The sequence below is a fragment of the Caulobacter sp. SRI_014 genome, from assembly GCF_057586315.1.
Genome location: NZ_JBYCZQ010000010.1, coordinates 1 through 22603 on the forward strand (window position 1 = coordinate 1; position 22603 = coordinate 22603).

General features: G+C 68.3%; 23 protein-coding genes. 12 read left to right on the forward strand and 11 right to left on the reverse strand.

From position 1 onward, the window contains the following. Nucleotides 1-402 precede the first annotated feature (402 nt). Nucleotides 403-825: an RrF2 family transcriptional regulator gene (locus AC2YG9_RS18180; protein ID WP_487299405.1), complete on the forward strand. Its 423-nt coding sequence runs from the start codon at nt 403-405 to the stop codon at nt 823-825. 148 nt (nt 826-973) lie between these two features. On the opposite strand, the gene AC2YG9_RS18185 is transcribed toward AC2YG9_RS18180, so the two are convergent. Next, nucleotides 974-1405: a CBS domain-containing protein gene (locus AC2YG9_RS18185; RefSeq protein WP_487299406.1), complete on the reverse strand. Its 432-nt coding sequence runs from the start codon at nt 1403-1405 to the stop codon at nt 974-976. Between the two features lie 227 nt (nt 1406-1632). Here AC2YG9_RS18185 and hfaA point away from each other — a divergent pair, with 227 nt between their 5' ends. From hfaA to hfaD, 3 genes are read left to right on the forward strand one after another with little or no spacing between them, the layout of a single operon-like run. After that, nucleotides 1633-2022, forward strand: a complete 390-nt coding sequence (gene hfaA, locus AC2YG9_RS18190; RefSeq protein WP_487299407.1) for a holdfast anchoring protein HfaA — start codon at nt 1633-1635, stop codon at nt 2020-2022. Further along, nucleotides 2012-3034, forward strand: a complete 1023-nt coding sequence (gene hfaB / locus AC2YG9_RS18195) for a holdfast anchoring protein HfaB (protein WP_487299408.1) — start codon at nt 2012-2014, stop codon at nt 3032-3034. The genes hfaA and hfaB overlap by 11 nt, the downstream gene beginning before the upstream one ends. Then, the gene (gene hfaD, locus AC2YG9_RS18200) at nt 2997-4220 is read left to right on the forward strand and encodes a holdfast anchor protein HfaD (RefSeq protein ID WP_487299409.1); all 1224 of its coding nucleotides are present in this window, start codon (nt 2997-2999) and stop codon (nt 4218-4220) included. Before hfaB ends, hfaD begins: the two co-directional genes overlap by 38 nt. A 207-nt stretch (nt 4221-4427) precedes the next feature. On the opposite strand, the gene chrA is transcribed toward hfaD, so the two are convergent. Then, nucleotides 4428-5717, reverse strand: coding sequence for a chromate efflux transporter (gene chrA / locus AC2YG9_RS18205; protein WP_487299410.1), 1290 nt, complete (start codon nt 5715-5717; stop codon nt 4428-4430). Between the two features lie 189 nt (nt 5718-5906). Between chrA and AC2YG9_RS18210 the strand changes: the two genes are divergently transcribed. From AC2YG9_RS18210 to AC2YG9_RS18220, 3 genes are all read left to right on the forward strand, one after another. Further along, complete coding sequence (locus AC2YG9_RS18210; RefSeq protein WP_487299411.1) at nt 5907-6311, forward strand: hypothetical protein; 405 nt, start codon at nt 5907-5909, stop codon at nt 6309-6311. A 408-nt stretch (nt 6312-6719) separates the two neighbouring features. Further along, nucleotides 6720-9662, forward strand: coding sequence for a M16 family metallopeptidase (locus AC2YG9_RS18215; protein WP_487299412.1), 2943 nt, complete (start codon nt 6720-6722; stop codon nt 9660-9662). Continuing rightward, nucleotides 9659-10072 (forward strand): hypothetical protein, encoded by a 414-nt coding sequence (locus AC2YG9_RS18220; protein WP_487299413.1) that lies wholly within the window; start codon nt 9659-9661, stop codon nt 10070-10072. Before AC2YG9_RS18215 ends, AC2YG9_RS18220 begins: the two co-directional genes overlap by 4 nt. A 4-nt stretch (nt 10073-10076) precedes the next feature. On the opposite strand, the gene AC2YG9_RS18225 is transcribed toward AC2YG9_RS18220, so the two are convergent. Beyond that, a complete protein-coding gene (locus tag AC2YG9_RS18225; protein WP_487299414.1) occupies nt 10077-10979 on the reverse strand; it encodes a hypothetical protein in 903 nt (300 codons plus the stop codon). Nucleotides 10980-11124: 145 nt separating this feature from the next. Between AC2YG9_RS18225 and AC2YG9_RS18230 the strand changes: the two genes are divergently transcribed. Further along, nucleotides 11125-11667, forward strand: coding sequence for a PAS domain-containing protein (locus tag AC2YG9_RS18230; RefSeq protein WP_487299415.1), 543 nt, complete (start codon nt 11125-11127; stop codon nt 11665-11667). A gap of 281 nt (nt 11668-11948) precedes the next feature. On the opposite strand, the gene AC2YG9_RS18235 is transcribed toward AC2YG9_RS18230, so the two are convergent. After that, entirely contained in the window at nt 11949-12890 is a 942-nt protein-coding gene (locus AC2YG9_RS18235; protein ID WP_487299416.1) for an aldo/keto reductase, read from the reverse strand. A gap of 2 nt (nt 12891-12892) precedes the next feature. After that, nucleotides 12893-14551 (reverse strand): choline dehydrogenase, encoded by a 1659-nt coding sequence (locus AC2YG9_RS18240; RefSeq protein WP_487299417.1) that lies wholly within the window; start codon nt 14549-14551, stop codon nt 12893-12895. A 143-nt stretch (nt 14552-14694) separates the two neighbouring features. Between AC2YG9_RS18240 and AC2YG9_RS18245 the strand changes: the two genes are divergently transcribed. Both AC2YG9_RS18245 and AC2YG9_RS18250 read left to right on the forward strand, forming a co-directional pair. Then, a complete protein-coding gene (locus tag AC2YG9_RS18245; RefSeq protein ID WP_487299418.1) occupies nt 14695-16365 on the forward strand; it encodes an FAD-dependent oxidoreductase in 1671 nt (556 codons plus the stop codon). Next, nucleotides 16362-16661 carry a UBP-type zinc finger domain-containing protein gene (locus tag AC2YG9_RS18250; RefSeq protein ID WP_487299419.1) on the forward strand — a complete coding sequence of 100 codons (300 nt, stop codon included), beginning with the start codon at nt 16362-16364 and terminating at the stop codon, nt 16659-16661. The genes AC2YG9_RS18245 and AC2YG9_RS18250 overlap by 4 nt, the downstream gene beginning before the upstream one ends. On the opposite strand, the gene AC2YG9_RS18255 is transcribed toward AC2YG9_RS18250, so the two are convergent. Beyond that, on the reverse strand, nt 16648-17100 hold the full coding sequence (locus AC2YG9_RS18255; RefSeq protein ID WP_487299420.1) for a DMT family transporter: 453 nt from the start codon (nt 17098-17100) through the stop codon (nt 16648-16650). The two genes, AC2YG9_RS18250 and AC2YG9_RS18255, sit on opposite strands and share 14 nt — an antisense overlap. Nucleotides 17101-17179: 79 nt before the next feature. Between AC2YG9_RS18255 and AC2YG9_RS18260 the strand changes: the two genes are divergently transcribed. Further along, nucleotides 17180-17710: a tetratricopeptide repeat protein gene (locus AC2YG9_RS18260; protein WP_487299421.1), complete on the forward strand. Its 531-nt coding sequence runs from the start codon at nt 17180-17182 to the stop codon at nt 17708-17710. Here the strand turns inward: AC2YG9_RS18260 and AC2YG9_RS18265 are convergent. Continuing rightward, on the reverse strand, nt 17707-18300 hold the full coding sequence (locus AC2YG9_RS18265) for a murein L,D-transpeptidase catalytic domain family protein (protein WP_487299422.1): 594 nt from the start codon (nt 18298-18300) through the stop codon (nt 17707-17709). The genes AC2YG9_RS18260 and AC2YG9_RS18265 overlap by 4 nt on opposite strands. A 342-nt stretch (nt 18301-18642) precedes the next feature. Here AC2YG9_RS18265 and AC2YG9_RS18270 point away from each other — a divergent pair, with 342 nt between their 5' ends. Then, nucleotides 18643-20070 carry a DEAD/DEAH box helicase gene (locus AC2YG9_RS18270; protein ID WP_487299423.1) on the forward strand — a complete coding sequence of 476 codons (1428 nt, stop codon included), beginning with the start codon at nt 18643-18645 and terminating at the stop codon, nt 20068-20070. A 140-nt stretch (nt 20071-20210) separates the two neighbouring features. On the opposite strand, the gene AC2YG9_RS18275 is transcribed toward AC2YG9_RS18270, so the two are convergent. From AC2YG9_RS18275 to AC2YG9_RS18290, 4 genes are all read right to left on the reverse strand, one after another. Next, a complete protein-coding gene (locus tag AC2YG9_RS18275) occupies nt 20211-20732 on the reverse strand; it encodes a lipocalin family protein (RefSeq protein ID WP_487299424.1) in 522 nt (173 codons plus the stop codon). A 250-nt stretch (nt 20733-20982) separates the two neighbouring features. Beyond that, entirely contained in the window at nt 20983-21486 is a 504-nt protein-coding gene (locus AC2YG9_RS18280) for a DUF2239 family protein (RefSeq protein WP_487299425.1), read from the reverse strand. Then, nucleotides 21483-21824 (reverse strand): GIY-YIG nuclease family protein, encoded by a 342-nt coding sequence (locus AC2YG9_RS18285; RefSeq protein WP_487299426.1) that lies wholly within the window; start codon nt 21822-21824, stop codon nt 21483-21485. The genes AC2YG9_RS18280 and AC2YG9_RS18285 overlap by 4 nt, the downstream gene beginning before the upstream one ends. 52 nt (nt 21825-21876) lie before the next feature. After that, nucleotides 21877-22485 (reverse strand): hypothetical protein, encoded by a 609-nt coding sequence (locus AC2YG9_RS18290; RefSeq protein ID WP_487299427.1) that lies wholly within the window; start codon nt 22483-22485, stop codon nt 21877-21879. Between the last annotated feature and the right edge of the window lie 118 nt (nt 22486-22603).

The window sequence follows — 22603 nt, forward strand, 5'->3', positions numbered from 1 at the left end:
AGAACCGCGTCAGCGATCCGACCGTTTTGCGCCCGGTCCCGGCGAAGAGCGGCGTATCTAGTTGCCGGCCTCGTCAGTGTCAACCGATTGTTCGTCTGCCTTCGAGTTTTTTCGGAAACCGAAGCTTCCGTTTCGAAGGCCGAACCGATCCGTCTGGGAACCGCCTTTCGGCCGCCCCCGCCATGCGGGTCTGAACATCCAGCTGATCCTCCGTGTCCTCACCTTCTGGAAAGCCTCGATCCCTTGGGAGGTTGGCGTTTCCGGCCGGTGTGTCTGCGGCGGAGGCGGCTATCTAGGGGGGCTCCGTCCGAGTCGCAAGGGGCAATTTCAAGGCAATCGCGCGCAGGCTTGCGTCGCCGGGCCGCAGCCCTCAAAAACGCTTCCCAAAAGGTCTCCCTGCATATGCTCTCCAGCAAGGCCCGCTACGCGCTCCGCGCCCTCGTCGAACTGGCCCGTGATCCGGGCCAGGTGACGGCCGGCGAGCTGGCCCTGCGCGCCGACGCCCCGCGCAAGTTCCTCGAGGCCATTCTGCTGGAGCTGGCGCGGCGTCACATCGTCACCAGCCGGCGAGGCAAGTTCGGCGGCTATGTGCTGTCGCGGCCCGCCGCGGACATCACCTTCGCCGAGGTCATCCGCGCCATCGACGGACCGCTCGCCCTCGCGCCCTGTGTCAGCGTCACCGCCTTCCGCAAGTGTGATGACTGCCCTGACCTGGAGACCTGCCCTCTGAGAGAGAGCCTGCGCCGCACGCGCGATGCGACGGCCGAGGTGCTCGAGGGCTATACGCTTGCCGAGGCTGCGGCGCAGCCGGGCGCGATCCAATAAATCCGCTCATCCCGACGGAAGTCGGGACCCAGCTGGCAAACCAGAAGACAGGCTGGCGCTGATCACAGCCGTACGCGTTCACGTGGGTGGGCACTGGGTCCCGACTTTCGTCGGGATGAGCGGTAGAGGTGGGGATCGCTAAGACCCCCTACCCCGCCGCGATATAGGCTCTCAGCCCATCCGCCTCGGCGGTCACTTCCGAAATCTTGTGCTTCACCAGGTCGCCGATCGAGACAATCCCGGCCAGCCGCCCGTCGCGCAGCACCGGCAGGTGCCGGATCCGCCGGTCGGTCATCCGCTCGAGCAACTGGTCCACCGTCTCTTTCGGGTCGGCGAACACCACATCGGCGGTCATGCATATAGAGACGGGCTTCAACAGCCCCCCCGCGCCCTCCCGCGCCACCACGGTGACGACGTCGCGTTCGGAAACGATGCCCGCCACGCCCCCGTCTTCGTTGACAAGGATCATCGCGCCCACCCGGCGGCTGTGCAGCAGCGCAGCGACCGAGCCGACGGTGTCCGACGGCGAGGCCGTGAACACCATGTCGCCCTTGTCCTTGAGAATCTGGGATACCAGCACCGGGTCGTCCTCCCTCGGTTATCTCTAGACATAATGAGGGTCGCTCAAATGGACGGGCAGATCAACCGCGCTGACGCCAGTGTGTAGAGGTCGGGTTCCCGACGCGCTTTGCCGCATTCACTTAACCAAATCGCCAGACCTCCTGCCCAACATGGGGACCGTCCCGTTCTGGCACGCCGATTGCATGGTTAACGGCGACGTATGCGGGGAGGCGTGGAGCAACACCGATGGCCAAGGTTTCGATCATTCTTCTGGGAACGGCGGCAAGCCTGGTGGCGCTGCCCGCCCTGGCCCAGAGCAACACCGGCTCGGCCAACTACAACGCCGGCTATGGCCGCGTGTCGGGCCAGGAAAACCGCATGGTCGACTATTCGACCCGCGACGCGAACGGCAACCGGGTCATCGTCGATGGCGTCATGCTGACCGACGACGACCAGTCGACCTTCACCCGCTCGGGCGGCTCGCTCGACAGCTACAGCGGGGCGGGCAGTTCGACGGCCATCGGCAACAATCTCGTGGTGATCACCCAGGGCTCCTACAACGTGGTGATCGTCGACAGCACCCAGATCAACAATGGCGATGTGACCGCCACCTCGGGGACCGGCGATGATGATTAAGCCCGTGGCGCGCGTCGGCGCCCTCCTCTCCATCGCCGCCCTCGGGCTTTCGGGCTGTGTGACTCCGGTCGCCGGCCCCAATGGCCTCTACGCCAAGCCGATCGGCACCGCCCCGGTCACCGCCAACCCCAGCCCCTATTCGGCGGCCCTGGTCTGCATCGGCCAGTACGCCCGACAGAACAAGCTGGGCGCCCCGCGCATCGCGGTCGGCCGCATCAGCGACTACACCGGCAAGAGCGAGGCCGACGGGTCCGGCCGCAAGGTGACGCAAGGCGCCTCGCTGATGGCCATGACCGCCTTCGCCAAGGCCGGCATGCCGCTGGTCGAGCGCTTCGACACCTCGATCAGCGAGCTGGACCTGAAGTACAGCAACAACAAGCTGATCAGCGACAGCCCCCGGGGTCCGGGCGGCGGCGCGGGTCCGGTCGACAGCCGCAAGATCTACGAAGGCCAGATGGCCGGCGTCGACTTCTACCTGGTCGGCGGCATCACCGAGCTGAACTACAACATCTATTCGGTCGGCGCCGACCTGTACGCCGGCGACAAGAACACCACCGGCCTGAAGGGCAACGCCCGCAACAGCATCTATGTGATGAACGTCGCCATCGACCTGCGGCTGGTCAACGTCCGCACCACCGAGGTGGTGGACGTCATCAGCTACCAGAAGCAGATCGTCGGCCGCGAGGTCGGCATCGGCCTGTTCGACTTCCTGAACGGCAACATCTTCGACGTCTCGGCCGGCGCCGGCGCGCAGGAGCCCCTGCAGCTGGCCGTCCGCTCGCTGATCGAACGGGCCACGGTCGAGATGACCGCCAACCTCTACGGCATGCCCGGCCCGCAATCCTGCCTGACCGCCGACCCCCTGGCGGGCGGCACGACCGGCATGACCGGCGGCTTTACCCCCGCCTACGACAACCTGAGGACCAACAATGCGCAAACCCGCGAAGACCCCAATCGCTGGAACGAAAAGCGCGATGGTGATGCTGGTCGCGCTCTGCGGGGTCGCTACTAGCGCCCTCGCGACGGCGGCGCTGGCCCAGAGCCCGGTCGTCAACAACCAGGTCCAGAACGGCGATGTCTTCTCCCAAGGCACGCTGAACATCGTCACCGTCGAGGAAGGCGCCCAGCAGTCCACGACCGCGACCGGCAACCAGGTCCAGGCCTACGGCGACCGCACCGACATGGCCGTCACCTCCAACCAGACCATGGTCGGCTCGGTGATCGCCCAGACCGTGATCAACGTCGATACCAACCTCGGCGCCGACACGGCTGTCAGCACCATGGCGCTCGGCAACACGGCCGACATCGGCATCAACGAAGCCACGATGACCGGCGTCATCACCCAGACCGCCACCTTCGCCGACGAGATCACCGCTCGCACCCAGATCGAGGGCGATCTGGCCCAGGCCGGCGACATCACCGCCGCCACCACGGCCATCTCCAACAACGCCACGCTGGGCCTGACCAACGGATCGGCCGGGGTGCGGGTCAACCAGACCAGCGCGGCCGACGTCCTGGCCGACGGCGGCGCCGTCATGCAGTACGTCAGCGGGACCAGCGCCATCTCCGGCGTTGCGGTCGGTAACAACATCAGCTCGGTCGGCGACACCACCTCGGCCCAGCGCCTGGCCCTTGGCCAGACCAACGACGGCGCCCTGGTCCAGGCCAGCAAGTTCACCGCCTATGGCAACGTCCAGTCGGCCCTGACCAGCACCACCGCCGCCGGCAACAGCGCCAATGTCTTCAACCAGGGCCCGCTGCTGGATGTGACCAGCCAGCAGGTCAACAATGCCTATGTGCGCAGCCAGGCGGAAAGTTCTGCCTATCAGTTTGGCTCCGCTTCCGTGAACGCCTACGGGGCCGGCAACACCGCCGTGGCCGGCAACAGCGGCGAGACCCTGGTGCTCGACAACACCCAGTGGAGCGGCGTCGGCGGCGTCGAGGTGCTCGCCACCTTCACCGGCACGGACGGCTACGACAGCTACACCCAGGCGGTTGCGGTGGGGAACGATGTGACCGGCTACGCCTGCAGCGACTGTACCGGCACGATGAGCGTCAACAACAGCCAGACCAACATGGGCGACGTCTCCAGCACGGCGACCAACTCGGTCGGCAACCAGGGCGCCCGCAGCGTCGTCGGCGTATCGACAGCGACCGGCAACAACGCCAGCTTCTACGTGACGCGGCCTGGGAACTGAGGGGCGTCAAAACCCCCAACTCCTGCTTCCAATTTTCCACCGTCACCCCAAGACTTGTTCTTGGGGCCCACGGTTGATGTGTCGACGATCAGCACTTTGGAAGCGCGGCTGCGCCTCCACCGCTCCCGCTAGCGGCGGATGAACGGTGGACCCCAAGAACAAGTCTTGGGGTGACGGTGGGTGGGGGCGTGAGGCCGGAGCGACCCCTCAGAACCCCACTATCCACTTCGCCAACCCCACCACCGCGCAGCCGACGATCACCAGCATCACGTTGACGTGGAACCTGATCAGCGCCACGCCCGCCGCCACGGCGAGCACCAGCGCCCAGAGGTCGAAACTCCCCCACACCGGCACGCTCAGCCGCCCTCCCCAGGGCGTCGCCAGCATCGCCGACTGGGTGAACACCACATGCAGGGCGAACCACAGCGCCAGGCTGGCGATCACCCCCAGCACCGCCGCTGTCACCGCCCGCAGCAGCCCGGTCGCCGCCGGGCTCTGGCGCAGCCGCTCGGCATAGGGCGCTCCCGCGAAGATGTAGAGGAAGCTCGGCGCGAAGGTCTGCCACAGGGCCATCCCCGCCCCGGCCAGGGCCCACCACGGCCCGCCGTTGTTCCAGCCGGCCATGAACCCGACAAACCCGTTGACCAGCACCAGCGGCCCCGGCGTCGTCTCGGCCAGGCCCAGCCCGTCGATCATCTGGGCCGTGGTCAGCCAGCCCTGCACCTCGACCGCCTGCTGCTGCAGCCAGGCCAGCATGGCGTAGGCCCCGCCGAAGGTGACCGCCGCCAGGGCCGCGAACACCTCTCCCACCCGGCTCAGCCAGTGGTCCGGCCCGAACACGAGCACGACGGCGACCAGCGGCGTCAGCCAGATGACCAGCCACAGGGCGGTCACCCCCAGGGTCCGCCGGACCGGCACGCGCGCCTGCGCCACCGCTGCCGGCTTCGCCGCCCCACGGCTGGCGATCAGCCCGGTCACCGCCGCCGCCAGGATCACCACCGGGAACGGCGCGCTGAACACCGCCAGGGCCACGAAGGCCAGAATGGCGATGACCAGGTCGATCCGCCCCTTCAGCGCCCGCTTGCCGACCCGCTGTAGCGCCTCGGCGACCAGCGCCAGCACCGCCGCCTTCACCCCCCAGAAGGCCGCCGCCAGCCACGGCTGGTCGCCATGCGCCGCGTAGAGCCAGGCCAGAGCCGTCACCAGCACCGCCCCGGGCAGCACGAACAGCAGCCCCGCCGCCAGCCCGCCGCGAATGCCGTGCAACAGCCAGCCGACATAGGTGGCCAGTTGCTGGGCCTCGGGCCCCGGCAACAGGGTGCAGTAGCTCAACGCATGCAGATAGCGCGGCTCGTCGATCCACTTCTTCTCATCGATCCACTCGCGGTGCATCAGGGCGATCTGCCCCGCCGGACCGCCGAACCCCAGGCAACCGACCTTCAGGCTGGAAAGGACAAACTCCCGGAAGCTCGGGACGGCAGATTGAACTTCACTCAAGGGACGGTCTCCGCACGGCTCTAGGCTCGGTGCTTGGGCCTCCGCCTGACCGGGGGACCGCTCACCCCGGATGAGGTGACTCTAACCTCTACTCAGACAGTAGACAATCCGGTGTTCGCCCAATCCTTGACTTGACCGCCCCGTCGTCAGCACCCTCTCCGTCGGACGCCACGGTCGGGGGACCCTCATATGCGCCTGCGAGACCTGCTCATCATTCCGGGCTTCGCCCTGGCGGTCATGGTCCTCAACGTCCTGATCGCCTTCGGCGCCGTCTGGGTCTGGGGGACCTTCTTCGAGCCCGGCCACCCCCAGGCCTACTACGAAGCCTTTGCCCTCAAGGCCGCCCCGGTCAGCAGCATCGTCGCCGGCATCCCGCTGATGTTCGGCGCCGGCTGGCTGATCGCCCGCAAGCGTGACCGCCGCAACGGCCTGATCGCCGCCGGCGCCGTGGCCCTGGTCTACATCATCGCCGACACCGCCATGGTGCTGGCCGCCCAGGTCGACGCCAGGGACTGGCTTTGGGAGCTGGTCTCCTATCCGACCAAGCTGCTCGCCGCCCTGACCGGCGCCCTTGTGGCGACCCGACGGGCCTGACCGAGGCCCACACATGAATATGTCTAGACATATTCATCGCCCTTTCGCCACGCCAACCGGGCCGCGGTGGCACCGCACCCGCTGGCCGGTCGAAACGGGGTGGTCCGGGGGTGGTCCCATATGGCCTCCCCGGGGGTCGAAAGCCCACCCCAAGGCGGCTGAATGCAGCCCTGAGGGTGGACCCAAGATTCTGATTTAAATCGACTATTTCTGCTGCCCGCAGTCCATCCGATGTATAATGACCTGTCGCTTCGACAGTCGCGCCTAACCACCTCCCCAATGCCCTCCGCCCCCGGGCCACGGCGACCCGCGGTCCGCCAAGGCCAACCCCCGCCACACCTGCGCCTTGCCATGGCCGCGAGGCGCGGCGAAGGTGGCCCTCAAACAAGAAATCCGAGTGCTCTGGACTTGCCCCATCTGAACCGTTTCGCCCGCGCGGCTGCTGTCGCCGCGCTGGTTGCCGCCCTTGCCGCCTGCGCCCAGGTCAAGAGCTTCCTCCCCGGACCCAAGCCCGAAGCGGTCGCCACCGCCCCGGCCAAACCGCCCAAAGAGTCCAGGGCCCCGGCGGCGGCGCCCGCCGTCAACCCGCTGATCCTGCCGGCCGGCGCCTGGCCCCAGGCCTCGAGCGACGTCGCCCCCGACCCGCAAATCCGCTTCGGCGCCCTGCCCAACGGCATGCGCTATGCGCTGATGAAGAACGCCACCCCGCCCGGTGAAGCGGCCCTGCGCCTGCACTTCCGTGCCGGCTCGCTGAACGAGAGCGACGACCAGCAGGGTCTGGCCCACTTCCTCGAGCACATGGCCTTCAACGGCTCCAAGGCTATTCCGGAAGGCGAACTGGTCAAGATCCTCGAACGCCACGGCCTGGCCTTTGGGGCCGACACCAACGCATCGACCGGCTTCGACGAGACCATCTACCAGCTCAACCTGCCGAAGACCGACGACGAGACCGTCGATGTCTCGCTGCAGATGATGCGCGAAACCGCCGGGAACCTGCTGATCGCCGCCGACGCTGTCGATCGCGAACGCGGCGTCGTCCTCTCCGAAGAGCGGGCCCGCGACACCCCCGGTTGGCAGACCTACAAGAAGCGCCTCGAATTCCAGATGAAGGGCCAACTGCCGCCCAAACGCTACGCCATCGGCCAGGTCGAGATTCTCCAGACCGCCAGCCGCGACCGCATCGCCGCCTTCTATGACGGCTTCTACCGCCCCGAACGGGCCACCCTGGTGATGGTCGGCGACTTCGACCTCGACGCCATGGAAGCCAGGATCAAGGCCCGCTTCAGCGACTGGGAAGGTCGTGGCCCCGACGGCGGCGAGCCGGACCTCGGCCCCGTCGCCCCGCGCAAGCCCGAGGCGCTGGTCGCGGTCCAGCCCGGCTCCCCGACCGCTCTGCAGATCACCTGGATGGCGCCCCCGCAGCTTCAGAAAGACAGCCTGGCCAAGCGCAAGGCCGACGTCATCGAGCAGCTCGGCTTCGCCGTTCTCAACCGCCGCTTCAACACCCTGATGCGCGGCGCCGAGCCGCCCTTCATCAGCGCCGGCGCCTTCAAGGGTGACCAGCTGCATGCCGCCGAGGTCACCTCCATCGCGGTCACCAGCCGTCCCGGCGAATGGCGCCTGGCCTTGACCGCGGCCATGACCGAACAGCGCCGCGCCGTGCAGTACGGCGTGCTGCAGCCCGAGCTCGACCGCGAGATCGAGGAGTTCCGCACCTTCTTCAAATCCCGCGTCGCCGGCGCCGCGACCCGCCGCACCCCGGGCCTGGCCGCCGAACTGGTCGGCAGCATCAACGACGCCGAGGTGGTCACCAGCCCGGCCCAGGACCTCGAACTGTTCGAAAGCATCGTGAAGGACCTGAAGGCCGAGACGGTCTCGGCCAGCCTGAAGACCGCCTTCAACGGCCAGGGCCCGCTGATCTTCCTGGCCACCCCGACGGCCGTGAACGGCGCGGAAGTGGCGGTCATGGATGCCTACCAGGCCTCGCTGAAGGGCGATGTTTCACCCCCGACCGCCGCCGGCCAGCAATCCTGGCCCTACGAGAGCTTCGGCACGCCCAGCAAGGTCGTCGAGCAGAAGGACATCACCGATCTCGACGCCGTCATGGTGCGGTTCGAAAACGGCGTCCGCCTGACCGTCAAGCCGACCAAGTTCCGCGACGACCAGATCCTGGTGCGCGTCCGCATGGGCAACGGCACCCTCGGCCTGCCCGCCGACAAGCAGAGCACCACCTGGGCCGCCCCGGCCATCATCGAAGGGGGTCTGGGCAAGATCACCGCCGAGGACATGGAGCGGGTGCTGGCCTCGCGGGTCTACGGCGCCAGCTTCGGGGTCGAGGACGACGCCTTCCTGCTGGCCGGCTCGACCCGACCCGATGACGCCGAGCTGCAGATGCAGGTCCTGGCCGCCTACGCCACCGACGCCGCCTGGCGCCCGGCCGGCTTCCAGCGCATCCGCACTGTCGCCGGCACCTATGACGAGCAGTACCAGGCGACCACCGGCGGCATGCTGTCCCGCGACCTCGCCGGCCTGCTGCACAGCGGCGACCGCCGCTGGACCTGGCCGACCCCCGCCGAGATCAAGGCGACCGAACTGGCCCAGGTTAAGGCCAACGTCGCCCCGGCGCTGGCCAACGCTCCGATCGAGGTGATCATCGTCGGCGACATCACCATCGACAAGGCGATCGAGATCACCGCCGCCACCTTCGGCGCCCTGCCCAAGCGGGCCGAGCCCGTCGCCCTGCCGGCCGGCGCCCGAATGGTCGGCTTCCCCGCCCCCAACGCCGCGCCGCTGAAGCTCTTCCACAACGGCCGCGCCGACCAGTCGGCCGCCCTGGTGGTCTGGCGCACCGACGACTTCTTCTCCAACGTCCAGAAGGCCCGCAACATCAACGTCATGGCCGAGGTCCTCAGCCTGCGCCTGACCGACGAGCTGCGCGAGAAACAGGGGGCGACCTACAGCCCCAACGCCTCGGCCAACGCCAGCGCCGTCTGGACCGACTGGGGCTATGTCATGGCCAGTGTCGAGGTGCCGCCGGCTCTGGCGGACGGCTTCTTCCGCGATGTCGACAAGATCGCCGCCGACCTGGCCGCCAACCCGCCGACCGCCGACGAGATGACCCGGGCCAAGAAGCCCTATCTCGAGCGCCTGTCCAAGAACCAGCAGACCAACGAGTTCTGGGCCGGCCAGCTGGCCGGCGCCCAGACCGACAGCCGCCGCCTCGACGCGGTGCGCTCGCAGCTGGCCGGGGTCGAGCGGGTCTCGGCCGCCGACGTCCAGGCCGCCGCCCGCGAGTACCTGGGCAAGGACAAGGCCTGGCGCCTGGTCGTGGTCCCGAAGGAGAAGAAATGAAAGCGCTCGCCACCGCCTTCGCCCTGACCCTGCTCGCGGGTCCGGCCTTCGCGGCCGGCCCTGAGGAGGATGAGCTTTATCACTGGGGCGAATGCGCTGCGGTCGGTTCGCTGTTCGAGGCCGCCGTCGACATCGGCAGCAGCGACCCGCGCATCACCTCGGCCAACACCGCCTTCCATAACTTCGAGCCGCAGATGGAGGCTCACACCAACGCCCTGGCCGAAAAGCTGGGGGACGAACGCGCCAATGCGGTGCGCGACCGGATCCTCAAGGACTACGACAGCGACATCACCCTGTGGGGCGAAACCGAGGACCGCGACGGCTTCCTGCTGGCGACCTGGGGAAAAACAATGGACCGCTGCCTCAAGGAGGCAACGGTCCTGCCGGTTCCGGGACTGCCGGTAACCTGATTGCTTAGTAGACCGAGCCGCCGACGCCGCCGTCGAGGCTCATGCTGAAGCTCGACGAGGACTCCTCGCGGACCGTTTCTTCGCGGTAGGCGGTGTAGGTCTCGACCTCGGTGATGGTGATCACCTTCACCCCGGCGCCGAAGCGGCGCAGCAGCGAGCGTTCGTTGCAGTCACGGGCCGGACGTTGCGGACGGCAGGCCACGCGGCCGGCGCGGTGTCCGCCTTCGACGCTGGCGCCGCCGTTCGGGCCGCCGGCCAGCTCCTGCTCGTAATAGAGGCTTTCGTTCTTGTTGCAGAAGTAGCTCTTGCCGCCCTGATTGCTGGCCCGCATCTCCCACTCGATGACGGTCCACTGCATGCGGGTGCCGGCGATGCAGCGATAGAGTTCGCCCTCGTAGCCGTCGGCCACGTCTTCGCCGGCGAACACCTGGCTGGCCGGGTGGGGCGTGTCGCGGTCGTCGACGCAGTAGGCGCGGATGACGACGCGGCGGGTGCGGGTGCGCTTGGCCTCGTAGGCGACCTGTTTCTTCTTCAGGGCGCCTTCGACGTTCAGGCCCTGGATGACGCCGACCGTGCCGGGACCGACGTAGCCGCCGCCCCCACCGCCGCCGCCGCCGTAGACGACCGCGCCGGCGCGGCTGCCCGCGCCGGAGACGGCCACGGCCGTGACGTTGGCGTTGACCGTGACGTTGACCCGTCCGCCGCCGCTGTCACAGCAGCTGGGCGGGCTGGGCGGCCGCGGCGGCGGTGTCGGCGGGGTGCAGCAGGGCGGCGGGCTGGGCGGCGTGCAGCACGGTGGCGGCGGTGGGGCGCAGCACTGCGCGGCCGCCTCGTCCGGTGTGGCCGAACCGATCAGCAGCAGGACGAACCCCGCCGCCAGTCCGAGAAATGTATTGCGCAAACCCATGGGGTCGCTCCCGCCAAATACGTCCTCGCCTCCCATGCAAGAACCGCGCCGATCTGTGTCATTCCGAAACACAAAACCCGTGGCGCGATCCTTCCCTGCAACCCTTGTGCGGTCGCTTTGGACCGTCAGGAGGCAGGGTGGAGCGATGGCCCATCCAAACATGGACAGATTGACGGAGTATTGGCGTGCCCGCGCCGGGGCCTTTGTCGCGCCTCGGCGCGCCGACATCGATCCGATGGATTTCGTCGACATCCTGCCCCAGGTGCTGATCGTCGGCCGCCGCGAAGCCGGCGACCTGCCCTTCCGCCTGGTGGGCGGCCTGATCGCCCAGCTGCACCAGCGCGACCTGCGCGGCGTCAATCTGCTGACCCTGTTCAACCCCGCCGATCGGGCCGCCCTGCGCCTGGCCGTCGAACAGATCCGCCGCCGGCCCGAGCCGCTGCAGATCACCGGCGAGATCCGCTCGGACGCCGTTGGCGGCGCCGTTGGCCTGGAGATGATGCTGGCCCCGCTGATCGGCGCCGACGGCGAGATCGACCGCTTCATCGGCCTCTATCAGCCGCTGGGCATGACCGCCCGGCTGATGGGCAGGACGGTCAGCGAACTCAAGCTGCACAGCCTGTCGCGCAGCGGCGAGGAAGGCCCTCGCCTGCGGCTTGCCGCGCTCGATGGGCGCCAGATCGCTTAGAGCATGTCAGGGCGAAGTGTATGCGGTTCGCCCGCCCGGACATGCTCTAAATGTTTGATTCTAGACCCTTTTGATCAGGTTTTGATGCGTACATCAAAACCTGAAAGGGTCTAGACCCCAGTTCCTCCCCCTTTGGGGGAGGGGGACCGCCGCCGAAGGCGGTGGTGGTGGGGGCAGCACCGGCGGTCGGTGATCTGCGCCAAGACAGTTCAGGCGTCGGCGCTGCCCCCTCAGTCGTCGCCTATCGGCGCCGCCAGCTCCCCCAGAGGGGGAGCGATTATCTAAGCGCTCGCCTCGTTCAACCGGGTCATCTGGGCGTCAGACAGGGTCAGCCGTGCCGCGCCCATCAGCTCTTCGAGCTGAGCAACACTGGTCGCACTGGCGATCGGCGCGGTCAGGCCAGGCCTGGCCATGATCCAGGCCAGCGAGACCTGCGCCTGCGTCGCCCCGGTCTCGGCGGCCACGGCATCCAGCGCGGCCAGGACCCGGGGCCCCTTCTCGCTCTCGAGATACTTCTTCATGCCGCCGCCGCGCGGGCTTTTGCCGTAGTCCTCGGCGGTCCGGTACTTGCCGGTCAGAAAGCCGCTGGCCAGGCCGTAGTAGCTGATGATCCCGACCTCACGTTCGATACAGAGATCGAGCAGCGGCCCTTCGATGCCCCGGTCCATCAGATTGTAGGCCGGCTGCAGGCTGTCGTAGCGCCCCGCGCCCTTGTGGGCGGAGATATCCAGCGCCGAGCCAAGCCGGCCCGCGTCGAAGTTCGAAGCCCCCAAGGCCCGAACCTTGCCGGCCTTCAGCAGCTTGTCGAAGGCCTCGGCCGTCTCGTCCTGCGGGGTCTCGGCGTCGTCGCGGTGCGACTGGTAGAGGTCGATGTAGTCGGTCTGCAGCCGGCGCAGGCTGTCCTCGCAGGCCTCGACGATGTTCTTCGCCGACAGCCCCGGCCGGGCCGGCCACATGCCGACCTTGGTGGCGATGACGACATCGTCCCGCCTGCCCCGCTTCTTCAGCCAGGCGCCCAGCACCGTCTCGCTCTCGCCGCCGGTGTGACCCGGAACCCAGGCCGAATAGACATCGGCGCTGTCGATGCAGTCGAAACCGCCCGCCACGAAGGCGTCCAGCACACTGTGCGAGGTCGCCTCATCCGCCGTCCAGCCGAAGACGTTGCCGCCCAGAACCAGCGGGGCGATGGCGATGTGAGACCGGCCGAGGGGGCGCTTTTGCATGACTATGCCGCCTTAACGGACGACGGGTCGTAGACCGGCGCGTCGAGCGGCGCGAGGGCCGCCTTGCCGCGGATCATGTCGCTGGCCTTCTCGGCCACCATGATGGTCGGGGCGTTGGTGTTGCCGCCCACCAGCGTCGGCATGACCGAGGCGTCGATGACCCGCAGGCCGCTGATCCCCTGCACCTTCAGCTCGCCATCGACCACGGCCAGCGGATCGCCCGCCGCGCCCATGCGGCAGGTGCCGACCGGGTGGTAGATGGTCTCGCCGGTGCGGCGGATCCAGGCGTCGATGTCGGCGTCGGACTGGATATCCTTGCCCGGCGCGAACTCCTCGCCGCGATAGGGGTCGAGCGCCGCCTGGTGGGCCGCCTCGCGGGCGATCTTGACGCCCTCGCGCATGGCCCGGCGGTCTTCCTCGGCCGCCAGGTAGTTGGCGAAGATGGTCGGATCGTCGAACGGATCAGCCGAGCGCAGGCCCACCGAGCCCCGGCTCTCGGGACGCAGCTGGCAGACGTGGAAGGTGAAGCCGTCCTTCTCGATCACTGTCTTGCCGTGGTCCTGCATGATGGCCAGCACGGTGTGGATCTGCAGGTCCGGACGGTCCAGATCCGGCCGCGAGCGCAGGAAGGCCCCCGATTCCAGGAAGTTCTGGCGGCCCGGGCCCTTGTTGAACAGCATGTAGTTGAGGCCGGTGGCCAGGCGTTTGAGGCCCTTGTTGTAGCTGTAGGCGGTCTCGACGCCCTGGGTCAGCCAGCTCAGCGTCACGTCCAGGTGGTCCTGCAGGTTGGCGCCGACCCCCTTGCTCTCATGGACGGTCTTGATCCCCTGTTTGGCCAGGTCGTCGGCCACGCCGATCCCCGACAGCTGCAGGATATGCGGCGACTGCACGGCCCCGGCGCTGAGCAGCACCTCGGCGTCGGCGTGGGCGATGGTCCGCTCGCCGCCCTTCACGGCGTATTCGACGCCGATGGCCTTGCCGTTCTCGATGACGATCTTCGTCGTCCGCGCGCCGGTCAGACAGGTGAGGTTGGGCCGGTTCAGGGCCGGGTAGAGGTAGGCCTTGGCCGCGCTCCACCGCTTCCCGTCGCGGATGGTCATCTGATAGGGGCCCCAGCCTTCCTGCTGGAAGCCGTTGAAATCCTTGGTCACCGGGTGGCCGGCCTGACGCCCCGCCTCGATGGCGGCCGAATAGATCGGGTTGGGCGAGCTGGCCTTGGAAACGTGCAGCGGGCCGTCGCCGCCGTGCCATTCGTCACCGCCGCCTTCCAGGCTTTCCGAACGCTTGAAGTAGGGCAGCACGTCGGCATAGCCCCAGCCGCCCAGGCCCATCTGGCGCCACTGGTCATAGTCCCGCGCATGGCCGCGGATATAGATCATGCCGTTGATCGACGAGGAGCCACCCCAGCCCTTGCCGCGCGGCCACCAGAGCTTGCGGTTATTGAGGTGCGGTTCTTCCTCGGTCCAGAAGCCCCAATTGTAGTCGCCCTTGTCCTTGATCAGGTTGCCGACGCCCGCCGGCATGTTGACCAGGATCGAGGTGTCCTTGCCGCCCGCTTCGAGCAGCAGCACCTTGATGTTCGGGTCCTCGGTCAGGCGACCGGCCAGAACGCAACCGGCCGAACCGGCGCCGATGATGATGTAGTCGTAACGGTCGGCCATCTGGCGCCTCTCCCGGTAGATTATCGTTGTTCAGTCGACAGTGACGCCGGCGTCACATTTGGGCAAGTCCCTCCGCCACGTCATCCTTTGGTTCAGTTGACGCCTTGGGCTGACGCGGGCCTTCTGGCGGTGCAGGAGGACCCATGGGCGAAGAGTCCGTCACCATCGCGCCGGGCGCCGGTTTCGCGCGCTTCGACCAGACCTTTCCGATCCTGACCGCCGGCGAGATCGAGCGGATGAAGCGGTTCGGCGAGGTCCGGCAGTTTCCGCCCGGCTCAGTGCTGTTCCGTTCAGGCCAGCGGGCGCCGGGGATGTTTGTCGTCATCGACGGCTGCGTCGCCATCAGCCAGCGCGACGGCCTGGGCCACCAGACCCCCATCGTCGAACAGGGCCCCGGCCAGTTCCTCGCCGAAGTCAGCCAGCTCGGCGCCAGTGCCGCGCTTGTGGACGCCGTGGCCGAGACCGCCCTCACCGCCCTGGTCATCGAGCCGGCCGGCCTGCGCAGCCTGCTGGTCGCCGAGGCGGAGCTCGGCGAGCGGATCACCCGCGCCCTGATTCTGCGCCGCGTCGCCCTGATCGAGGCGGGGGCCAGCGGGGCGGTCCTGATCGGCCACGCCGGCCAGAAGGACGTCGTCCGCCTCCAGGGTTTCCTGACCCGCAACGGCCAGCCGCACCACCTGATCGACCCGCGCGACGACGCCGAGGCCGCCGAACTAATGGCCCGGCTCAATCTGACCGAATCCGACCTCCCCCTCGCCGCCTGTCCAAACGGCCAGATCCTGCGCCGGCCCAGCGACCAGGAAATCGGCGAGGCCCTGGGCATGAACACCCGGCCGGATCCGGACCGCATCTACGACGTGGCCATCGTCGGGGCCGGGCCGGCGGGACTGTCCACCGCCGTCTACGCGGCCTCTGAAGGGCTCAGCGTCGCCATTATCGACCGCCGGGCCTATGGCGGCCAGGCCGGGGCCAGCGCCCGGATCGAGAACTATTTCGGCTTCCCGACCGGCATCACCGGCCATGCCCTGACTAGCCGCGGCGTGTTGCAGGCCCAGAAGTTCGGAGCCGAGCTGCTGATTCCCGCCTGCGTGGTCGACCTCGATTGCCAGCGCGAGGACGGCCTGCGCGCCCTGGCCCTGGAGGACGGCGCGACCCTGACCGCCCGCACCGTGGTGGTGGCCAGCGGCGCCGCCTATCGCCGGCTGGAGCTGGAGAACTTCTCCGACTTCGAGGGCCGGGGCGTCTGGTACTGGGCCTCGCCCCTGGAGGCCGAGCTGTGCAGCGGCCAGGAGGTCATTGTCGTCGGCGGCGGCAACTCGGCCGGCCAGGCGGCCGTGTATCTCTCAGGCCACGCCAGCAAGGTGCGGATCATGGTGCGCGGACCAGGCCTGAAGGAGACGATGAGCCGCTACCTCATCGACCGCATCACCGGCACGGCCAACATCGAGTTGATGCCCTTCACCCAGATCACCGCTTTGCACGCCGGCGAAGATGGCGGCCTGGCGCGGGTCGCCTGGTCCTGCCGCGAGCATGGCCCGGGCGAGAGCGACATCCGCAACGTCTTCCTGTTCGTCGGCGCCGACCCGGCCACCCACTGGCTGGCCGACTGCGGGGTCAGCCGCGACGCGGCCGGCTTTGTCACCACCGGCGGGGCCGACTGCGCCCATCTGGAATCTTCGGTCACCGGCGTCTTCGCGGTCGGCGACGCCCGCTCGGGCTCGGTCAAAAGGGTCGGGGGCGCCATCGGCGAAGGGGCCCAGGTCGTCGCCGCCATCCACCAGTATCTCGCCGCCCAGGAAGGGGTCACCGCATGAGCTGCCGTCACGTCGAAAGCGTTGCCATCGTCCACCCCGGCTCGAAGGGCTGTGAGGAGTGTCTGAAGACCGGAGACTGGTGGGTTCATCTGCGCCTGTGCCGCACCTGCGGCCACGTCGGCTGCTGCGACGACAGCCCCAACACCCATGCGACCAAGCACTTCCACGCCACGAAGCACCCGATCATCGAGGGTTATGACCCGCCAGAAGGTTGGGGCTGGTGCTACGTCGATGAGGAATTCGTCGAGCTGCCGGACCAGACCCCGCAGGACGGGCCGATCCCTAGGTTCGTCTGACCAGCAGCACGCCAAGCACGACCAGCGCCAGCCCGGCGACGCGGCCAAGGCTCACCGGCCGGGGCTCGACCCCGAACGCCCCGAAGTGGTCGAGGATGATGCCGATCAACAGCTGGCCGCTGACCATAAGGGTGATGGTGGTCGCCACCCCCAGCCGGGGCGCCGAAAAGGCCGCCGCGCAGACGAAGCCGACGCCGTAGACCCCGCCCATCCAGGCATACCAGGGCAAGGCTGCCGCCCCTTGCAGGTCCGGCTTGATGCGCAGGGCCAGTATCAGCACCAGCAGCACTGCCGTGCCTATGGCGAACGACACGAAGGCCGCGTTGACCGGCGAATTGAGTGGACGGGCCAGCATGGCGTTGGTCGGCCCCTGCGCTGCCGTCAGCATGCCACCGACAATACTGGCGACGACGGCGAAGACGATCATGGACTTGGTCATGGTTGATTCCCGCTCCCTGCGCCTCCATACCGCCCCATCGCCCCGTGACCACGGGCTTTCGAATTTCAGGAGGCTCACCATGGCCGACAATGACGAGACCATCGACCGCCTGTTCAACGCCGGCGACGAGGCCTGGGAAGACGGTGACGAGGCCAAGGCCTTCGGCCTGTTCAAGCAGGCCGCCGAGCTCGGCGACATCGCCGCCATGCTGAATGTCGGCTACTTCCTCGACGAGGGCCTGGGCGTGAAGGCCGACAAGGCCGCCGCCCTCGACTGGTACCGCAAGGCCTATGACCTGGGCGACGCCAGCGCCGCCAACAACATCGCCATCCTCTGCCGCGAGAAGAACGACCTGACCGGCGCCGCCGACTGGTTTGCCAAGGCGGCCGAGCTGGGCGACGGCGACGCCCTGGTCGAACTGGCCAAGATCAATGTCGAGGGCCTGGGCGTGCCGGTGGACGAGGCCAAGGCCCGGGGGTACCTGGAAAAGGCCCTCGCCCTGCCCGTCGATGATGGTGAGGAAGACGGCGAGATCGACGTCGACCAGCCGTTCATCAGCCTGGCCGGCCACGAAGAGGCGGTGGAGATGCTGGCGGGTCTGACGCGCTAAAGCTTCGTCGAGAGCAGCAGCCGCCCTGGTCCCAACCGGTCGAGCACCCTGGGCAGGTCGGTGTCGGAGAAGGCGAAGCAGCCTTCGCTGCGGCCGATCCGGCCGGCGGTCGCCGCCATGGCGGTGCTGACATACCAGGCGCTGTGGATGACGATCGCGCGATCGCGAGCGTTGCTGTTGCCGGCGTCGAGGCCGTCCAGCCGCATCGAGCGGCCGTGCTTGCCGCTGTAGTTTTCGGCGGTGCGGAAGGCGCCCTCCGAGCTGGCGTTCGACCCGAAGGCGTTCGAGAAGGCCTTCACCCAGCCGCTGTTGCCCGGATCGCTGCCCCGGCCGTGGGCGACCAGCAGACTGGAGACCTTGCCGCCGGCCATGTCCAGCAGGTGGAAACGGGGGGTCTTGCTGGCCGTGGCGAAGTCGGCGACCGCCACCAGGTCGTGATGCGGAATGGCCGTCCCCAGGCGCTGAAGCTCGGCCCGGGCCCGGGCCAGCAACCTGGCGGTGGCGGCGGGCGTCTCGGCAAAGGCCGGGGCCGCGATCGAGAGCGCCGCGCCGGCGCTGGCCGAGGCGATGAACGAACGACGTGTAAGCAAGCTAGGAAACACCCTGACGCCACTGACGAGGGCGGCGTCATATCCTCGCTTTGGGTCGAAAGCGCTGTGGCATTCGCCCGCTGTGCGGATGCGCGCACCCCCAATCCCCGGATTTCCTTGACTTTCTCATGCTGCACCGCGATATAGCGGTTCTGCGCAGCTTATCTGCGCCTTCGGCCGCGCCCGGCCGCGTGAGGAGCGTTCATTCGCTTCGCCCAGGCGCGAGACTGAACTTCCCCATAAGGACGCCATACGCGGGGCGTTTTCCAACGACCCCCGCGATCCACCGCGCCGGCCATAGAGCCCGCGCGGATACGGTCGCATTTTGAAAGACCAACGGCTTTGACCGCTTTTGCTACCCTGGGCCTCTGCAAGCCCATCCTCTCGGCCCTTCTGGCCGAGGGCTACACCACCCCCACCCCGATTCAGAGCCAGGCGATTCCGCTTGTCCTCGAAGGACGCGACATCCTGGGCATCGCCCAGACGGGTACCGGCAAGACCGCCGCCTTCGCCCTGCCGATCCTGCAACGCCTGGCCGAAGACCGTAAGCCGGCCCCGCGCCGCGGCTGCCGCGCCCTGGTCCTCTCCCCGACCCGCGAACTGGCCACCCAGATCGCCGAGAGCTTCCGCACCTACGGCAAGAACATGGGCCTCAGCGTCGCCGTCGTCTTCGGCGGCGTGAAGTACGGACCCCAGGTCCGCGCCCTGGCCGCCGGCGTCGACATCCTGGTCGCCACCCCGGGCCGGCTGATCGACCACATCAACGAGAAGGTCGCCAACCTGTCGGAGACCGAAGTCTTCGTGCTCGACGAGGCCGACCAGATGCTCGACATGGGCTTCGTGGTGCCGATCCGCCGCATCGCCAAGACCCTGCCGCAACAGCGCCAGAACCTGTTCTTCTCGGCCACCATGCCGACCGAGATCGGCAAGCTGGCCGGTGAACTGCTGAAGAACCCGGCCAAGGTGTCGGTGACCCCGCAGGCCACCACCGTCGAGAAGATCGACCAGAAGATCCTGTTCATCGAGGCGGGCCGCAAGCGCGCCCTGCTGGCCGAACTGATGGACGACGGCGCCATGAAGCGCGTCCTGATCTTCACCCGCACCAAGCGCGGCGCCGACCGCGTGGCCAAGCAGCTGGGCACCATCGGTGTCGAGGCCGCCGCCATCCACGGCGACAAGTCGCAAGGCCAGCGGGAACGCAGCCTGGCCTCCTTCAAGGCCGGCGACGTCCGCGCCCTGGTGGCGACCGACATCGCCGCCCGCGGCATCGACGTGGACGGCGTATCGCACGTCATCCAGTACGAACTGCCCAACGTGCCGGAAGCCTATGTCCACCGCATCGGGCGCACCGCCCGCGCCGGCGCCAACGGCTCGGCCATCAGCCTCGTGGCCGACGACGAGCGTAACCTCCTGAAGGACATCCAGAAGGTCACCCGTCAGACCATCCCCAGCTGGGACCGCCGCAACGACCGCAACCTCGGTTCCGCCGAGGCTGCCTTCAAGGCGACCCAGCCGCCGGAAGCCCCGCGCGAGCGTGACCCCCGCGACACCCGTGGCCGCAGCCCGGCCGCCAAGCGTCATGAGCACTCGGCCGGCAAGCACTTCGCCAACGCCCCGCGCGCCCATCGCCCGGGCGGCTATGACCCGATGGTCGAGGGCCCCACCGCGTCCCCGCCCGCCGGCAACAGCGCCGAGAAGCCGAAGAAGCGTAAGCGTTTTCGTCCCGGCGGCGGCCGTGGCCCGAACACGACGGCTCGCGCCGGCGCGTAAGGTTCAGCGACGCTGAAAACATTGGCCCCGCCGTCCCCGTGACGGCGGGGCTTTTGTTTGCGCCGCAGCCTGCGGACCCGACGTGCGGGTGACGGTGGCCGGGACCGACAAGCCGTTCTGACGCCTGTCGAAGCGGCGGACTATTGTACCAGCGGTTCGGGGTACTCCAGCTTTCCAGTGTCGTAGCCCAGCGCCTTGGCGCGGCCGATCAGCATGTCGAGTTCGGCCTTGGTCGGCGCCTTGCGGGTGTAGATCCACAGCTTCTCGAACTTCGGGTCGGCGCTGATGAACCAGCTGTAGTCGTCGGCGCGGTCGAGGACCCAGTATTCCCAGGTGATGAAGAAGGGATAGCTGACCTTCAGCTTGGCGTTGGTCCCGGGGTCGACGATCCGGCCCTTGCCCTCGATGGCCTTTTCCTTGCCGGCAGGGGTCTTGTCGCGGCAGGTGTCGCGCACGGCGATGCGGCCCTTGTCGGCCTTCGAATAGGCGGTCGCGCCGGCGACGCAGCCGTCGGTCAGCTTCATCGGCAGGCGGCCGATTTCAAGCCATTGGCCGGTGTAGAAGCGCTCGACGTCGACGGGTTTGGCCGGTTGCGGGGCCTGGGCGATGGCAGGCGAGGCCAGCAGGGCGAGGGCGACGGCGATGAGGGCGAGACGCTTCATGATTGAACTCCGGGGCTGGAAAGCCAGCTAGGGCGAACCCGGGTGACATCAACACTGGACCTTCTCCGCCGCGACAAAGATCAAGGGGCGCGGAGATCGGGCCAATCCGTCTGGGGTGGATGAGTTGCCTGCTGCCGGGCTTCGGCCTGCAGGCGCTGGTTCATGCCGTCCTTCTGACCCAGGGTCCGTTCAATCGCCGCCGCCCTGGCCGGGGGCGAGGACCTCGAGATGGCCGCGGCGCTGGCCTGGATCAGCTCCAGCCCAGCATCCTGAGGGCCTGGCCGCGCACGTCGGTGGGCCAGATCGTCGTGTTGAGCAGGAAGCCCTCGCGGTCGTCGTTGAACAGGCAGCGGCTGGCCTCCTCGAAACCCTCGAGGTCGCCGGCCATGTCGCCGACGAAGCGGTAGGCGGCGTTGAGCTCGTCCTTGCGCACGGTGACCGGGTCGCGGCGCGCGGTCTCGACCAGACGGCGCAGGGCGGCGGACGGGCCGCCCGACTGCTGGCTGAGCCATTCCCAGTGGCGGGGCAAGAGGCTGACCTCCCTGGCGACGACGCCGAGCCTGGGGCGGCCGGCCGCCTTCGGCGACGGGGTCAGCTCGAGGCTGACCCGCTCGCCGGTGACGTCGTCGAACACCCGGAAGCTGGTGTTGGGGTCGCGGGCCAGGGAGGCGCGGGCGACGGCGGCCAGGGCCGACATCTCGCCCTGGGCCAGGCGGTGGTGGCCTTCGAACAGGCTGTAGCGGGCGTCGGTCATCCGGTCAGTTTCTCCGCGTTCAGGGCCTCTCGCCATTTGGCGGACAGCTCTTTCAGGGCATTGGTCAGCTCCCATTGGGAGCGTTCGGCGTCGGGCAGTTCCTCGACCACCTCGTAGGTGAAGGCGTCCTCCCCATGGGTCTTCCAGGCCTGCACCAGCGCTTTGTTCGGGTGGCTGCCCAGGCGCAGGGAGAACCACAGGCCGTTCTGGCGATTGTGCAGGTTGGGAGAGACTTCCACCCAGATCTGGCCGGAAGGCGCGCAACGGACCGCGAAGGCGCCGGAGGCAACCTTGCGTTCCTTGAAGTCGCGGACGAGCTGTTTGCGGTCAGGTTTCATGACCGCCCATTTAGACCGGGTAAAAAACCCCGTCAATTATACCCGGGTAAAATTATCTGAAGACGCAGCTGGTCCCGCCCCAGATGGTGGCGACCTTCCCCGCCGGGCCGTCCCTGTCGAGGATGCCGGAGATTTCGCCGGCGCTGAATTCGATGCCCAGCGTGGTTTCCTCGACCTTCAGGTTGCCGAAGGCGGCCGTCAGCTGCTGGCGGGTCGAGCCGACGCCGATGCCGTCCATGGTCGTGGCCTTGCCGCCGCTCTTGTTCCCCGCGCTCCAGCCGACGAACTTGCCGTCCATGAACAGGGCGTCGAGGTCATTGGACCAGCTGACGAACTCGGTCGGGCCGGCGCCGCATTCGCTGTTGGTCGAGCGGTCCTCGGGGTTGCCCAGCACGGAGCTCAGCGCCGCCACGGTGTCGGCGGTCGCCGTGCCGTAGGCGACCAGGCGCGTCGAGCCGCTGTCGCTGACCAGGCGCAGGCCTTCCTGATCGAGGGCGACGCCCCCGGCGGGGGTGGCGGGCGTGGCCGGTTCAGTGGGCTTGGCGGCCTCGGCGGGCGGCGCGGCTTCAGCCGGCTTGGCGGGCGCGCTGTTCTCGGCCGACTGGCCGCAAGCGGTGACGAGGGCGGCGAGGGCCAGGGCGGGCAGCAGGCGCGGGAGCATCGGCGGGTCCTATCGAAGCGGCTGACCCATGATACCTCGACCGCCCGACGCACCAACAGAAATGCGTGCGTCCGGACCGGCCGGGCAAAACGCCCGCCCCGTTGGGGTTTTCGTAGCG

Coding starts and splice junctions, on each gene's coding strand:
- AC2YG9_RS18180 (WP_487299405.1), top strand. CDS start 403: ATGCTCTCCAGCAAGGCCCGCTACGCGCTCCGCGCCCTCGTCGAACTG.
- hfaA (WP_487299407.1), top strand. CDS start 1,633: ATGGCCAAGGTTTCGATCATTCTTCTGGGAACGGCGGCAAGCCTGGTG.
- hfaB (WP_487299408.1), top strand. CDS start 2,012: ATGATGATTAAGCCCGTGGCGCGCGTCGGCGCCCTCCTCTCCATCGCC.
- hfaD (WP_487299409.1), top strand. CDS start 2,997: ATGGTGATGCTGGTCGCGCTCTGCGGGGTCGCTACTAGCGCCCTCGCG.
- AC2YG9_RS18210 (WP_487299411.1), top strand. CDS start 5,907: ATGCGCCTGCGAGACCTGCTCATCATTCCGGGCTTCGCCCTGGCGGTC.
- AC2YG9_RS18220 (WP_487299413.1), top strand. CDS start 9,659: ATGAAAGCGCTCGCCACCGCCTTCGCCCTGACCCTGCTCGCGGGTCCG.
- AC2YG9_RS18225 (WP_487299414.1), bottom strand. CDS start 10,979: ATGGGTTTGCGCAATACATTTCTCGGACTGGCGGCGGGGTTCGTCCTG.
- AC2YG9_RS18230 (WP_487299415.1), top strand. CDS start 11,125: ATGGCCCATCCAAACATGGACAGATTGACGGAGTATTGGCGTGCCCGC.
- AC2YG9_RS18235 (WP_487299416.1), bottom strand. CDS start 12,890: ATGCAAAAGCGCCCCCTCGGCCGGTCTCACATCGCCATCGCCCCGCTG.
- AC2YG9_RS18240 (WP_487299417.1), bottom strand. CDS start 14,551: ATGGCCGACCGTTACGACTACATCATCATCGGCGCCGGTTCGGCCGGT.
- AC2YG9_RS18245 (WP_487299418.1), top strand. CDS start 14,695: ATGGGCGAAGAGTCCGTCACCATCGCGCCGGGCGCCGGTTTCGCGCGC.
- AC2YG9_RS18250 (WP_487299419.1), top strand. CDS start 16,362: ATGAGCTGCCGTCACGTCGAAAGCGTTGCCATCGTCCACCCCGGCTCG.
- AC2YG9_RS18255 (WP_487299420.1), bottom strand. CDS start 17,100: ATGACCAAGTCCATGATCGTCTTCGCCGTCGTCGCCAGTATTGTCGGT.
- AC2YG9_RS18260 (WP_487299421.1), top strand. CDS start 17,180: ATGGCCGACAATGACGAGACCATCGACCGCCTGTTCAACGCCGGCGAC.
- AC2YG9_RS18275 (WP_487299424.1), bottom strand. CDS start 20,732: ATGAAGCGTCTCGCCCTCATCGCCGTCGCCCTCGCCCTGCTGGCCTCG.
- AC2YG9_RS18280 (WP_487299425.1), bottom strand. CDS start 21,486: ATGACCGACGCCCGCTACAGCCTGTTCGAAGGCCACCACCGCCTGGCC.
- AC2YG9_RS18285 (WP_487299426.1), bottom strand. CDS start 21,824: ATGAAACCTGACCGCAAACAGCTCGTCCGCGACTTCAAGGAACGCAAG.
- AC2YG9_RS18290 (WP_487299427.1), bottom strand. CDS start 22,485: ATGCTCCCGCGCCTGCTGCCCGCCCTGGCCCTCGCCGCCCTCGTCACC.